Annotated in this window: 11 protein-coding genes and 1 tRNA gene; 7 read left to right on the forward strand and 5 right to left on the reverse strand. The window is 62.2% G+C overall.

All coding sequences use genetic code 11. From position 1 onward, the window contains the following. The first annotated feature begins 62 nt into the window (after positions 1 to 62). Together OKA04_RS19470 and OKA04_RS19475 are read left to right on the forward strand one after the other, a co-directional pair. Positions 63 to 3,767, forward strand: a complete 3,705-nt coding sequence (locus OKA04_RS19470; protein WP_264502882.1) for a phosphoribosylformylglycinamidine synthase — start codon at positions 63 to 65, stop codon at positions 3,765 to 3,767. 108 nt (positions 3,768 to 3,875) lie between these two features. Beyond that, positions 3,876 to 4,520, forward strand: coding sequence for a hypothetical protein (locus tag OKA04_RS19475; protein ID WP_264502883.1), 645 nt, complete (start codon positions 3,876 to 3,878; stop codon positions 4,518 to 4,520). Between the two features lie 6 nt (positions 4,521 to 4,526). Here the strand turns inward: OKA04_RS19475 and bamJ are convergent, their stop codons facing one another. Together bamJ and OKA04_RS19485 are read right to left on the reverse strand one after the other, a co-directional pair. Then, positions 4,527 to 5,000 carry a BamJ family beta-barrel-assembly machinery protein gene (gene bamJ, locus OKA04_RS19480; RefSeq protein ID WP_264502884.1) on the reverse strand — a complete coding sequence of 158 codons (474 nt, stop codon included), beginning with the start codon at positions 4,998 to 5,000 and terminating at the stop codon, positions 4,527 to 4,529. A 57-nt stretch (positions 5,001 to 5,057) separates the two neighbouring features. After that, entirely contained in the window at positions 5,058 to 5,408 is a 351-nt protein-coding gene (locus OKA04_RS19485) for a nucleotide pyrophosphohydrolase (protein WP_264502885.1), read from the reverse strand. A 97-nt stretch (positions 5,409 to 5,505) separates the two neighbouring features. Here OKA04_RS19485 and OKA04_RS19490 point away from each other — a divergent pair, with 97 nt between their 5' ends. The 3 genes from OKA04_RS19490 to OKA04_RS19500 all read left to right on the forward strand — a co-directional run bounded on the left by OKA04_RS19490 (position 5,506) and on the right by OKA04_RS19500 (position 6,575). After that, positions 5,506 to 5,748 (forward strand): hypothetical protein, encoded by a 243-nt coding sequence (locus OKA04_RS19490; RefSeq protein ID WP_264502886.1) that lies wholly within the window; start codon positions 5,506 to 5,508, stop codon positions 5,746 to 5,748. A gap of 143 nt (positions 5,749 to 5,891) precedes the next feature. After that, the gene (gene msrB, locus OKA04_RS19495) at positions 5,892 to 6,449 is read left to right on the forward strand and encodes a peptide-methionine (R)-S-oxide reductase MsrB (protein ID WP_264502887.1); all 558 of its coding nucleotides are present in this window, start codon (positions 5,892 to 5,894) and stop codon (positions 6,447 to 6,449) included. A 44-nt stretch (positions 6,450 to 6,493) separates the two neighbouring features. Beyond that, positions 6,494 to 6,575: transfer RNA gene (locus OKA04_RS19500), tRNA-Leu, on the forward strand. Positions 6,576 to 6,765: 190 nt separating this feature from the next. Here the strand turns inward: OKA04_RS19500 and OKA04_RS19505 are convergent. Further along, entirely contained in the window at positions 6,766 to 8,910 is a 2,145-nt protein-coding gene (locus OKA04_RS19505) for a hypothetical protein (RefSeq protein WP_264502888.1), read from the reverse strand. A 233-nt stretch (positions 8,911 to 9,143) separates the two neighbouring features. On the opposite strand from OKA04_RS19505, the gene OKA04_RS19510 reads away from it, so the two are divergent. Beyond that, positions 9,144 to 9,668 (forward strand): GNAT family N-acetyltransferase, encoded by a 525-nt coding sequence (locus OKA04_RS19510; protein WP_264502889.1) that lies wholly within the window; start codon positions 9,144 to 9,146, stop codon positions 9,666 to 9,668. Positions 9,669 to 9,743: 75 nt separating this feature from the next. Further along, positions 9,744 to 9,950, forward strand: coding sequence for a hypothetical protein (locus OKA04_RS19515; RefSeq protein ID WP_264502890.1), 207 nt, complete (start codon positions 9,744 to 9,746; stop codon positions 9,948 to 9,950). Between the two features lie 94 nt (positions 9,951 to 10,044). Here OKA04_RS19515 and OKA04_RS19520 read toward each other — a convergent pair whose 3' ends face one another. Together OKA04_RS19520 and OKA04_RS19525 are read right to left on the reverse strand one after the other, a co-directional pair. After that, positions 10,045 to 11,385 (reverse strand): lipopolysaccharide biosynthesis protein, encoded by a 1,341-nt coding sequence (locus OKA04_RS19520; RefSeq protein WP_264502891.1) that lies wholly within the window; start codon positions 11,383 to 11,385, stop codon positions 10,045 to 10,047. Between the two features lie 109 nt (positions 11,386 to 11,494). Then, on the reverse strand, positions 11,495 to 13,012 hold the full coding sequence (locus OKA04_RS19525) for a sugar transferase (protein ID WP_264502892.1): 1,518 nt from the start codon (positions 13,010 to 13,012) through the stop codon (positions 11,495 to 11,497). Position 13,013: the final 1 nt, after the last annotated feature.

Raw genomic sequence — 13,013 nt, forward strand, 5'->3', positions numbered from 1 at the left:
CCGTCTTGCCCTCTTCCGGGTGGTGACTAGCATCCCTTGCTTCCGCAGGTCCCAGCCCATCCATGAACCGCATTTTTGTCGAGAAGCAGCCCGCATTCAACGCCGAGGCCCGTCACCTCCTGCACGATCTCCGCGAATCCCTCGACCTGCCAGCGCTGGAAGGCGTCCGCATCGTCCAGCGCTATGACATCGATGGGCTGACCGATGCCCAATTCGAGCAGGCGGTCCGACTGATCCTTTCGGAGCCGCAGGTCGATGTGATCACCGAGACACTCGTGCAGTCGGAGGGCGAGACCGCCTTCGCCGTCGAGTATCTGCCGGGGCAATTTGACCAACGCGCCGATTCCGCCGCGCAGTGCGTGCAGATCCTCACCGGCCAAGAGCGCCCGCTGGTGGCCTCCGCAAAGGTGGTGGTGGTGAAAGGCAGCGTCTCCGCCGACGACCTCGCCCGCATCAAGGGCTACGTCATCAATGCCGTGGACTCCCACGAGGCCCGCATGGACCTGCCGGAAAGCCTTCAGCCGAAGATCAATGCGCCTGCCGACGTCGCCATCCTGACCGGCCTCACCACCAAGCCCGCCGCGGAACTCGCCGCGCTGCGCAAGGACCTCGGCCTCGCGATGTCCGATGCGGACCTCGCCTTCTGCCAGACCTATTTCCGCGACGAGGAGCAGCGCGACCCGAGCATCACGGAGATCCGGATGCTGGACACGTATTGGTCCGACCACTGCCGCCACACGACCTTCCTCACGAAGATCGACGAGGCGACCTTTGCCCCCGGCTCCGGCCCGGTGGAAAAGGCGTGGCAGACCTACTTGGCCACCCGCACCCAGCTCGGCCGAGATGAAAAGCCGGTCACGCTGATGGACATCGCGCTCATCGGCATGCGCGAACTGAAGGCCAGCGGTGAACTCGACAACCTTGAAGTCTCCGACGAGGTCAACGCCGCCTCGATCGTCGTCCCGGTGAAAATCGACGACCGCCCCGAGGAGGAGTGGCTCGTGATGTTCAAGAACGAGACGCACAATCACCCGACCGAGATCGAGCCCTTCGGCGGTGCGGCCACCTGCCTCGGCGGCTGCATCCGCGATCCGCTCTCCGGTCGCTCCTATGTCTATCAGGCGATGCGCGTCACGGGTGCGGGCAATCCCCTCACCCCCTTCGCCGAGACGCTGCCGGGCAAGCTCCCGCAGAAGAAGATCTGCCAGATCGCCGCGCACGGCTACTCTTCCTACGGCAACCAGATCGGCCTCGCGACCGGCCAGGTGGCTGAGGTTTACCACCCCGGCTATGTGGCGAAGCGCATGGAAATCGGTGCCGTGGTCGCCGCCGCACCACGCTCGCAGGTCTTCCGCGGCACCCCTGCCGCGGGCGATGTGATCCTGCTGATCGGCGGACGCACCGGACGCGATGGCGTGGGCGGAGCGACCGGTTCCTCGAAGGAGCACACGGACACAGCATTGGAAAACTCCGCCGAGGTCCAGAAGGGCGACGCCCCGACCGAGCGGAAGATCCAGCGCCTCTTCCGCAATCCGGAACTCACGAAGAAGATCAAGATCTGCAACGACTTCGGCGCTGGCGGCGTGTCCGTCGCCATCGGGGAGATCGCACCCTCGCTCGACATCGACCTCGATGCCGTGCCGAAAAAGTATGAGGGCCTCGATGGCACCGAACTCGCGATTTCCGAGTCGCAGGAGCGCATGGCCGTCTGCATCGACCCTGCCGATGCCGACTACTTCATCGCCGAGTCCGACAAGGAGAACCTGGAGTGCAAGCTGGTCGCCGTGGTCGGTGATCACGGCCGCCTGCGCATGACCTGGCGTGGCAAGACCATCGTGGATCTCAGCCGCGCCTTCCTTGATACGAATGGCGTCCAGCAGACCGCAAAGGTCCACGTGGCGGCACCCGAGGGTGACTTCTGCTCCGCGTTCAAGACCCCGGCATCGGCGACGGAGCTGCTTTCCGATCTCAACCACTGCTCGCAAAAAGGCCTCGGCGAACGCTTCGACGGCTCCGTGGGCGCGGGCACCGTTCTGTGGCCCTTTGGCGGCAAGCACCAGCTCACCCCACCCGATGCGATGGTGGCGAAGCTCCCGCTGCTGGAGGGCAATACCGACGTCTGCACCTACATGAGCTGGGGCTTCAATCCCTACCTCTCTGCATGGTCGCCCTTCCACGGTGCGGTCTATGCCGTCACCGAGTCCGTCTGCAAGGCGGTCGCTGCCGGAGCGCGTCTCTCCGACGTGCGCCTGACGCTTCAGGAATACTTCCCGAAGCTCGGCGGTGATGCCACACGCTGGGGCCTGCCCTTCGCGGCGCTGCTGGGTGCCTTCCAAGCGCAGCACGGCCTGCGCCTCGCGGCCATCGGCGGCAAGGACTCGATGTCCGGCTCCTTCAATGAGCTCGACGTCCCGCCGACGCTCGTCTCCTTCGCGCTCGCGCCGGGTCAGGCCAGCCTCGCGCTTTCGCCGGAATTCAAGAAGCCCGGCAGCACGCTCTCGCTGGTCACCGCACCCCGCGATGAAGACCAGCTCCCGGACTACGGGAAGCTCCGCGAGATCGCCGCGGAACTCCACGCACTGAATTCCTCCGGCAGGCTGCTTTCCATGAAGGCGCTCGGAGCCGGCGGCATCGTGCATGGCGTCGCCACCAGTGCCTTCGGGAATCGCATCGGCGCGACGATCACGGCGGAGCAGCCGTATGCGGAGCGCTACTTCAGCTTCCTCATCGAACACGATGGCGAGCTGCCCGCATCGCTCGCGGCCCAGGTGATCGGCGAAACCATCGCCGAGCCCGAACTCAATCTCCCCGGCGAAAGCCACAAGCTGGACGACCTGCAGGCGGCCTGGCTCGGCACGCTGGAGCCGGTCTATCCGACCAAGGAAGACTCTTCCTTTGCCAGCACGCCGCACCTTTCCCTCGCCGCGTCCTTCACCGGCAGCAAGCAGACTTCCACGGCGATGCACGCGAAGCCGAAGGTGCTGATCCCAGCCTTCCCCGGCACGAACAGCGAGTATGACTCCGCCAAGGCCTTCCGCGAAGCCGGTGCCGAGGCAGAGATCCAGGTCTTCCGGAATCTCAGCTCGCGCCACATCGAGGAATCTCTGGAAGCCTTCGCCCGGAAGATCCGCGAGTCGCAGATCCTGATGTTCCCCGGAGGCTTCAGCGCGGGTGACGAGCCCGATGGCTCGGCCAAGTTCATCGCCACCGTCATCCGCAATCCGCGGGTGGCCGATGCGATCATGGACCTGATCAAGAACCGCGACGGCCTCGTGCTCGGCATCTGCAATGGCTTCCAGGCCCTGATCAAGACCGGCCTCGTCCCCTACGGCGAGATCCGCGACCCGCACGCCGACGCGCCGACGCTCACCTTCAACGACATCGGCCGCCACGTCTCCTGCTACGTCACCACGCGCGTCGCCAGCACGCTTTCCCCTTGGATGGCAGGCATGGAAGTGGGCGACCTGCACAGCGTGCCCGTCTCGCACGGCGAGGGCAAATTCCTCGCCAGCCCCGGCGTCATCGCCGAGCTCGCGGCGAAGGGCCAGATCGCCACGCAGTACGTCGATACCGAAGGCACCTACTCGATGGAGATCGACATCAACCCGAACGGCTCGCTTTTCGCCATCGAAGGCATCACCAGCCCCTGCGGCCGCGTCTTCGGCAAGATGGCCCACACCGAACGCAGCGGCACCCTCGTCGGCAAGAACATCCCCGGCGAGAAGAAGCAGCCGATCTTCACGGCAGGGGTGAAATGGTTCTCGTAAGGCGGCTTGGACACCTTGACACAAGGTCACAAGAATAGCCTTCCCCATCATCAACATAACTGTATTCATCAGATCACGATGAATGCTGGATTACTTGTGATTGCAGGGATGGCACTGCTTGCGATGCGGCCCGCCACCGCCGCCGTGACCTTGTTCAATGTTCCTTCGCACACGACTTCCTTCGAAGCTCACGGCGATGGCATGGTGGGTTTCACCTTCCAGGTCCTGACGACCGTGACAGTGACCTCGGTCGGATGGTATGACCATGATGCCGACGGCCTCTCGCAGGCCTATCAGGTGGGACTGTGGAGCTCCTCCACCGGATTCCAGCCCGGCCAACCGGTCGAAGCCCTGCTCGGGACCTCGGGAGTTACGATTCCTGCCGCCGGCACCTTGGAAGGATCGTGGCGCGTCCTCGAACTCTCGACTGCCTTGGTTCTCCAGCCAGGAGTCTCCTACCAACTCGCCGGCCTCGACTCCGCGGCCTCCACCGATCCGATCCGCTACATTTCCCAAGTGGCTGACGAGTATTCCAACGAATTCACTTCGGTCGGGCAGTTCTTTTATCACGCCACCGGGACACCGAGTGAATTTGGAGTCACCACAAATGACCGCTTCTATCTGGCTAGCGGTTTCCAGCTAGGTCCGATGCTTTTCACCAACGTGCCAGAACCGTCTTCCTGCGCATTGGCGGCAATCGGACTCACTGCCGTCCTCTTGCGAAACCGGCAGCAGTCCGTGATCAGGCGCTGACGGGAATTACTGGATTCCCAGTAGTTCCACCTCGAAGACAAGCGTGCTGTTCGGCGGGATGGTAGGGCTCGGGCTTCTTTCCCCGTAGGCGAGGTTTGCCGGGATCTCGAACTTGAACTTGTCGCCCACGACCATGAGCTGGACACCCTCAGTCCAGCCTGCGATGACGCGGTTGAGAGGGAAGCTGGTAGGCTCGCCACGATCCACCGAGCTATCGAAGACGGTGCCATTCAGGAGCGTGCCGTGATAGTGGACGGTCACGTTGTCGGTTTCCTTCGGATGCACATCGCCGGTTCCCTTCTTCAGGATCGTGTATTTCAGGCCGCTGGCGGTGGTCTTCGTTTCAGCGGCAGCGCTTTCATCGCGCGGAGCGGATTCCGTCGAAGGGCTCGTCTCCGAACCGGCGCTGCCGGTCTCGGACTTGCAGGAGGTGAAACCGAAGGCAATGGCCAGCGTGAGGATCGAAAGGGTGGATTTCATGGATGGTTCGTTTGGTCGGAAAATTCGATGGAGAAGGAGAGCCGGATCAAGCGACGATCAGAGTTCGTTGTACTTGAGATTGTTTCCGCGCGCCTTGTCGGCGGGATAACGTTCCTCGTTGCGGGCAATCTTTCGCTCCATTACCTCGCCGAGGTTCATGCCGAGCAGATCCGCCATTTCAAACAGGAGGATGCCCACGTCCGCGATCTCCGAGGCGATCTCATCCCGGCGTTCGTCCGTGCGCTTTTCCACCTGATCCGGCTGCTGCCAGACGAAATGCTGGAGCAACTCCCCCGCCTCCGCGGCGATGGCCACGGCCATGTCCTTCGGATTGTGAAACTGCTGCCACTCCCGGGCATCCACGAAGCTCCGGATGCGGGTGGTGAGTTCGGCGATGGAGTCGGACATGCACGAATCCAACACCGCCCGCCCGTGTAGCGAAACTGTAATTTGAAACCCGCCCGCCCCAGCTTGCATCATCGCGATAGCACGCGCATGGTGTCACATGATCAGCACCCCTCATGCGTGGAACGACCCGCTGAAATGTCACGTGGGCGATTGGGTTCCCGCTTCGTCCTCTTCCGTCCTCTCGTGGGACAAGAAGAAGGGCACCTACTGGTATCGCGTCGGCGGCTTCATCTGCCGGAAGATGGCTGGCGCAGGCCCGGTGAATCCGGCGGTCCCGTGGGGCTTCGAGCTCCGGCTGCTGCCCGCCCTCGGCAAGTGGGCGTGGGTCCGCTGCTGCTGAGCAGGCGCAAGGGCCTGCCGTAGATGGCCGCCGAGCCCTCTTGCATCATGCCGCTCGCGCGCGTAGATCTATTTTCCGGTAGTCGGTCGGGTCCAATCGACCGGCACTTGCATCATGCCGCTCGCGCGCGTAGATCTATGCCGATGAAAGCCGTCCTGCTGCTCGCCGCCGCGATCCCGCTCTGCGCCTGCTCGGCGGAAGACACGAAGAAGGAGAAGCCCGCCATGGAAACCGCTGACAAAGCCCCGGAACAGCCGACCGCTAAGGTCGAAAAGACCGACGAGGAGTGGAAGAAGATCCTGACTCCCGAGCAGTACCGCATCCTCCGCCAGTCCGGCACCGAACGCCCGAACGGCGAGATCTACAAGGAATTCAACAAGCAGGGCGCGGGCACCTACTACTGCGCCGGCTGCGGCGCGGAGCTTTTCACGTCGAATGAGAAATTTGACAGCCACTGCGGCTGGCCCTCCTTCTACGACCCATCGAAGGCCAAGAACGTCACCACCAAGGACGACTTCTCCGGCGGCATGGTCCGCACCGAGGTGAATTGCGCCAAGTGCGGCGGCCACCTCGGTCACGTCTTCAAGGGCGAAGGCTTCGACACCCCCACCGACCAGCGATACTGCATCAACGGCGTCGCCTTGAAATTTGTCCCCGCCAAACAAGAGAAGGCGCCCGAAAAGGCCGCGGAAAAGAAGTGAATGCCGCTTGCCGCCGCAGGGCTCTTCCCTAGGCTAGCCCCCATGCCGGGATGGCGGAATTGGTAGACGCACCAGATTTAGGTTCTGGCGGAGAGATCTGTGTGGGTTCGAGTCCCACTTCCGGCACTGTTTTTTAGCCCAAAGTCCAAAGGGCAGAGGAAGCCCGAGCGATGGTTTTGGCAACCGGGCTCCAGTCGCCTGATGGCTTCGTCGGAAGTACGGCATCACCGCGGTGACATCGAGGTTTCCAAGCATCCCCTTGTCAGGCCCGACAGGAATTCGTTGGCAAGGAGGCGCTCGGTGGCGCTCGGTGGCGCTAGTCGATGCGGAACCACGCGGTGCCATCGCTCTGGATTTGGGCGCGGTCCCACTGTCCACCGAGAGAAATGGTCGGCGAGCCGTCGATGGTCTCGCTTCCAGCACCGTCGATGATCACCGCGTTTGAGCTCGGGTCGATCTTCTTGAAAACATAGATCCGCCCGGGCACTCCGGTGGCGCCTGCGGCCGGGAGCATGAACGAGAAGGACCCGCCGCTCGCGTCACCGAGCATCGTGTAATCATTGTGTCCCGGTTGATAGGTCGTGGTCTTGGTGACGATGCTCTGCGAAGCACTGGTCCCGAAGATACGCCAGCGCAGCGACGGATTGCCCAGATAGGTGCCATTGAATCCCGGGTAAAAGCCCGCAGTCCCGTCCTGTGCACCGGAAAGCGAGAAGAGAGTAGCTCCTTCACGCTTGAACGTCATCACCTTGGAAAGCGATTCAATGTTCCAGAAATCCAGATGATTGGTGAAGGGGCTGTCCTGGATTCGCAACCCCTTCGACAAGGAGAGCGGGTTGTCGAAAATCCACGCGGGTGTGGCTGTCGGTTCGGCCGAGGCTTGAAATATCCCGCCAGCACCGGCAGCTCCCAAATGGACGTCCCCGAGCGGAAGGATTGACCAGATGTGATGGTTGCGACGGATCACACCCTCGGTATTGAGATGGACCACGTCAGCCATCACACCCATTGCATTGGCGGCAGCGAAGCCTGACCCAAAGAGGGCATTCGTATCGATGAAGCACTCCCCCGCTTCTGCTGCCCACTCTCTCTGCGCCGTTACCTGGTCGGCGACAAGCTGGTCCTCACCCGAGGCAGGATTCCGTGACACCTGCACGAAGTCGCAGTCAGCATGCGCAGACTTCAGTCGATCATAGTAAGTTCTCCAATTGCCGCCACTCTGCCAGTTCGGCCCCTCGTCGGCCCACAAGGAAAAGACCAAGTCCGGAGCAAGCCAGCGCCAGATGGGAGCAAGAATCTCGGGCCGGGTTTTCAGGGAGTCGGTGATTTCCAGGCCTCCCCGCGAAGCAAACAACGTTCGGATCTCCGTGACCCCACCTCCGATGGTGGGAAAAACGGCACCACAGATGACATCCACATCCCCCCCCACGACACCGTCCACCATCAAGCGGAACGACGGATAATTCGAGGTTGCGAGATCATACTCTTTCACGACGCCGGTCGGCACTGAAACGGGGTTGCCACTGCCGTCCTTGCTCGCATCGATCATCCCGTCGAGGACCGAGATCGTACCTGTGGAAGTCTTCGATTGGAGCCTGAAAGTTCCTGCGCCCGGGCGGGCGATGTAAATGATGGCAGCCTTGTTTCCCTGGGTGTAGCCACCCGGACCGAGCCGCCCATTGGGCACGAATTCCCCGGAACTCCCTGGCGCGAACCGCTGGTATTCTCCATTTACCCATGACTGGAAGTCGTTTCTGACGTCCGTGACCGTTCCGGTCGCGAGGCTAGCCTCGACGGTGAGGCCGATGAACCCCCGTTTCGCCATCAAGGGCCCGAGGTTGATCCCCGTCGTCATGGAATCACCAATGGTCGCAATGCGAAGCGGAGCTCCGGTGATGGATTTCGCCAGAGCGTGAGGAGTATTCAGCAACCGGGCACCGCTTGCTGGATCCAAGACATCGGCCGCGCGAATCGCGTCGCGGACCTGACCCGCCTGAACTGCATTCAATGCCTGAAGCGCCGACAACAGATTCGAGGCCGTCACGGTTGCATCGCTGCCCGCCGGTCCCGGAGGGCCTACAGGGGCAACATTGCCGACATCACCGTCATCACGCAGTCGATAGTAGGCATTCGGCAAACCGCGGGTCCGGGCCAGAACCGATATCTGACCACCGGTGCCTTTCACCGAGTAACCCTCGTTGTCCCAAGTCGCCAAATCGGAGCTGATCTGGACCTGATAATACTTCCCGACCTCCGACTGGAAGACGAGTTCCACGGCACCTCGTATCCCCGGGGTAAAGCCCATTACTTGGCCGACATCGATTGGATTGGCCGGTGCCATCGCGGTGAATGCGACGAGACACGGCAGCGCGTATCTGAAATCTGAGCGAAACATCATGGTCCAGAGGGTTGCGCGAAGCAAAAGGATCACCTGATGGCAAATCCAGAACTTTTTCCTCATCTCACATCGCAACTCAGTTACCGCCACCAAGCATCCACATCCTCGTTTTTATCCGAACGCAGACGCGTGAACCGAACACCCCTACAAACCAGCAAGCTCAACGGAAAAAGCTGACGGGGACTCGTGCAAAATCCACCGGGAGTCGCTCCAACTCCGCCGATACCCCGTCTCCGTGACCAGATCCTCGACAAGCGCCCCTGAAGCCGATCATTTCCTCGGTGATCATTTCTCCGATGAATGTGACATTCCGAACTGCGGTCCTCTCCGATCTTGAGGCGATCATTGCCCTTCTCGCTGATGACGAACTCGGCCGGCAGCGCGAGGTGATCTCCCATGAAATAGATCCTCGCTACATCGCGGCCTTTCACGCGATCGAGGCTGACTCAAACCAGCGGCTGATCGTTGCCGAGAGTGGAGCCGAGGTGGTCGGAACACTACAGCTTACATTCATTCCAAGCCTCACGCTCGTCGGCACTTGGCGGGCTCAAATCGAAGCGGTCAGGATAGCGTCTCAATTGCGAGGCCATGGGCTAGGGAGAATGATGTTCGAGTGGGCGATTGGCGAATGTGCGGCTTCAGGTTGTCAGATTCTCCAACTCACCACTGACAAAAGCCGTCACGATGCTCACCGCTTTTACGAGAGCCTCGGATTCCTCCCGAGCCATGTGGGTTACAAGCTTGTCATTCAAAGGGACTCAGCAAGCAGGGTCCCGAGTCTCAGTCCTGAGTTCCCATCGATTGAAGAAGCGAATCCTTGATCCCGCGCAACCGATGATTGAACTCGCGAACCATCGTCTCGCCGTGTAGAGGGATGCTGATACCATCAAGTCGCCATGAATGAACTCAAGCAACGGCTGGCCGCGCTCGGATTGAGCGAGGAACAAATTGAAGGCACCCTCAAGACGGTCGCCGAATTCGTGAAATCGAAGCTGCCGCCGGAGTATGATGGTGCAGTCGATTCGCTGATGGCGGGCCAGACGCCCGACCTTTCCGCCATCGGCGGCGGGCTGCTGGACAAGTTCAAGGGCATGCTGGGCTGACAGGCCCCGGCCGATCCGATCCCCTTGGGGACAGGAAGCCAAGCGGATGACTTCCTGTCCCTCTACTATCCCCTCCCCTGTCTAACTGCCGCTTTCAGCCAACCGTCCGCAGACGGCCGGCCACTTCCCTCGGGAGGATCCACCCGGTGATCGCGAGGATCGACAGTGCGACCGCTGCGAGCATCGGAGCGATGCCTCCCCATTCCAGCGCTACGTACGCGGCCCCCGCCGCGAGCGTGGATTCTACAAATTGGATACGCGCCAACTTCCCGACCTGGCCGGTGCCGATCATCATGGCGTGATTCAGGTGCCGCCAGACGTGGGCAGCGAAATACAGGCCATAGGCGGCGAACATGACGCGCGGCAGGCCGGAGAATTCCTTGCCGAGCCACACGGAGAAGACCCACGGGCCGAGCAGCACCAGACCGGCGAAGGCACAGAGGGCAAAGCCGCTGCCATAGAGGTAGAGCTTCTTCGCCGCCTTCCGCGCCCATGTCACGTCGCCGCGGGCGAGTGCCGATGCGACCGCCGGCCACGTCGGAGTGCTCAGCATCATCACGAAGCCGAGCTGCATCACCGTCATCGAGATGAAAACGCCGTAAAGGGCAGTCGCGGCGGGTCCGCCGTGGCGACCCACGAGCCACCCGCAGAGATTGTATTCCACCACACCGGTGATGAGCGTGGCGGCGGAGAAGGCGAGGCCGTCGGTGAAGAGATGCTTTGCGACCGGCAGGCGGAAGCGCGTCCAAGCGGGCCGGACTTCCGGGTGCTTCCGCCACAGGGCGATGGTATTGCAGAGCTTCGCCACGACGAGCGAGCCGTGCACGGCCAGCACGAGGAACCACACCTGCGGGACAAAGAGCACACCGACGCCGACCGCGATGGCGGCGAGCACGTTGCCCGCGGCACCCCACACGTTGTTGGACGATGCCTCCAACAGCCCCTCGCGGGTGCGGTCGGTGAGATTGAAAACGAACATCGCCACGAAGAGCCCGAGGCCGGTCCAAAGCGCGGGACGCAGCACGCTCTCCTTCCCCGCAAAGGACTCCCCGAAGATCGCGGGCAATGGAACCGTGAGGAGCACCGCGGCAAAGATCAGCCCAGCCAGAAGACCGAGGCCCGTGGAGAGGTAGAAGGCGCTGGAGGAAAGCCGCCGCACCTCGGCATCGTCCCCGTTCGCATTCGCCTTCGAGATGCCATGCGCCAGGGCGGGCCCGATGCCGACCTGCAGCAGCGAGATGGTGCCGAGCGTGACGCCGACAGCCGAGTAGAGGCCCAGCTCTTCCTTTCCGAGCACGCGCGCGGCAACGGGGATCGACACCAGTTGCAGCAGCGCGTTCCCGGCTTTCGAGAGGAAGGCGGTCACCACCGCCAGCCGGATCGAGCGATCACGGCGCGCGGAATGCGATGACTCATCCATCAAGGCGGCATCCATCGGAAAAGAGACGGGAGACTTCAAGACCCAAGACGCGGGATTTCAAAGGTGATCCACCTTCCCGGGACCATCGGTCCCGGGTTCCACGACTTGTCAGGCCCTCGTCACTTCAGCAGGCACCCTTCCGGTTGAAGAAGGTCATCATCATGATCTGGAGGTCGAGGAAGACATTCCAGTTCTCGATGTAGTCGAGGTCGAACTTCACGCGCTCGCGCAGGCAGGTATCGCCGCGCAGGCCGTTCACCTGGGCCCAGCCGGTCACGCCGGGCTTGATGTTGTGGCGCACGTTGTAGTGGGGGATGTCTTCCTTGAAGTTCTCGATCAGCTCCGGGCGCTCCGGACGCGGTCCGACGAGGCTCATCTCGCCGGTCAGCACGTTCCAGAACTGCGGCAGCTCGTCGATATTCCACTCGCGCATGAAGGCCCCCACCTTCAGGCGGCGCGGGTCGTCCTTCACGGTCCAGCCCGGGCGACCGTTCGACTCGGCATCCACCTTCATCGAGCGGATCTTGATGATGTCGAAGGGACGGCCATTCAGGCCAATGCGACGCTGGCGGTAGAAGACCGGGCCGCGCGACTCCATGCGCACCATGGCGCAAAAGGCTGCGATGACCGGGGCGAAAAGGACCAGGCCGAAGATTGCACCGATGATGTCGATGCCGCGCTTCATGGCGTTGTTGAAGGCGTGGTGAAGCGGCAGCTTGCCGATGCCGAGGACCGGCATGCCTTGGAAATTCTCGAGCTGCAGGCCGGAGACAAGGATCTGGAAGCAGCTCGGCACCAGCTTGAAGTCCACGAATTCCTTCCCGCAGGTCTCGGCCAGCAGGAGCATTTCGTGGCGATCCATGCAGCCGTCGACAGCCATGATGAGGTCGGCACCGGAATTCCGGACGATGTCGCGGAAGTCATCGTAGGAGCCGAGCACCGGGGCATCGGACGGCGGAGCGGACTCCAGCTTGCCATTCGGCGGCAGGATTACGCCATGCACGTCGATCTGCTGCGAGCGGCCTTCGCTGAAGCGGCCGATCGCACGGCTGCACTCAGCATTCCAGCCCACGAAGACCGCCTTCTGCCGAAGCGCTTGAGCGAAGGACTCGCGGCGCAGCACGCAGAAGAGGAACCAGCGCCAGCCGCAGAGGAGTGCGATGGCGGTCACGCTGCCGAGCACGCAGTAGGCACGGCTGATCGCGGGATCCAGCTTGAGGATCAGGGCGATGCCGAGGAAAGCGACGAGCCAGATGGCGCAGGTTTTTACGATCACCGTAAAGGTGCGGCGGATCGCGAGGTAGTTGCGCGGATCGTGGACGCGGAAATTCGCCAGCAGAGCAAGCATCAGTCCACCGCCAATGAGGACGTGGCCAGCGTAAGCGCTCAGGCTGATCTCCGGATCATCCACTCCGACGTATTGGAGCTGGGACTCGAAGCGCACCAAATAGGCGATGAGCATCGAAATGAAGACCACGGCGGCATCTCCCAGGAAGCTGATCGCAATCAACTTCTGGTGGGCCACCCAAGGACGGTGGCGATGGCGCAGCGAATACGAGCGGGACTGATCGAGGGGTGGCAGCGAGGTCGAATCGATGGGGGACGATTCTTCCACAATCGGTGCCGGGGGAGCACAGTTCATG

The sequence above is a fragment of the Luteolibacter flavescens genome, from assembly GCF_025950085.1.
Classification (GTDB): Bacteria; Verrucomicrobiota; Verrucomicrobiia; order Verrucomicrobiales; family Akkermansiaceae; genus Haloferula; species Haloferula flavescens.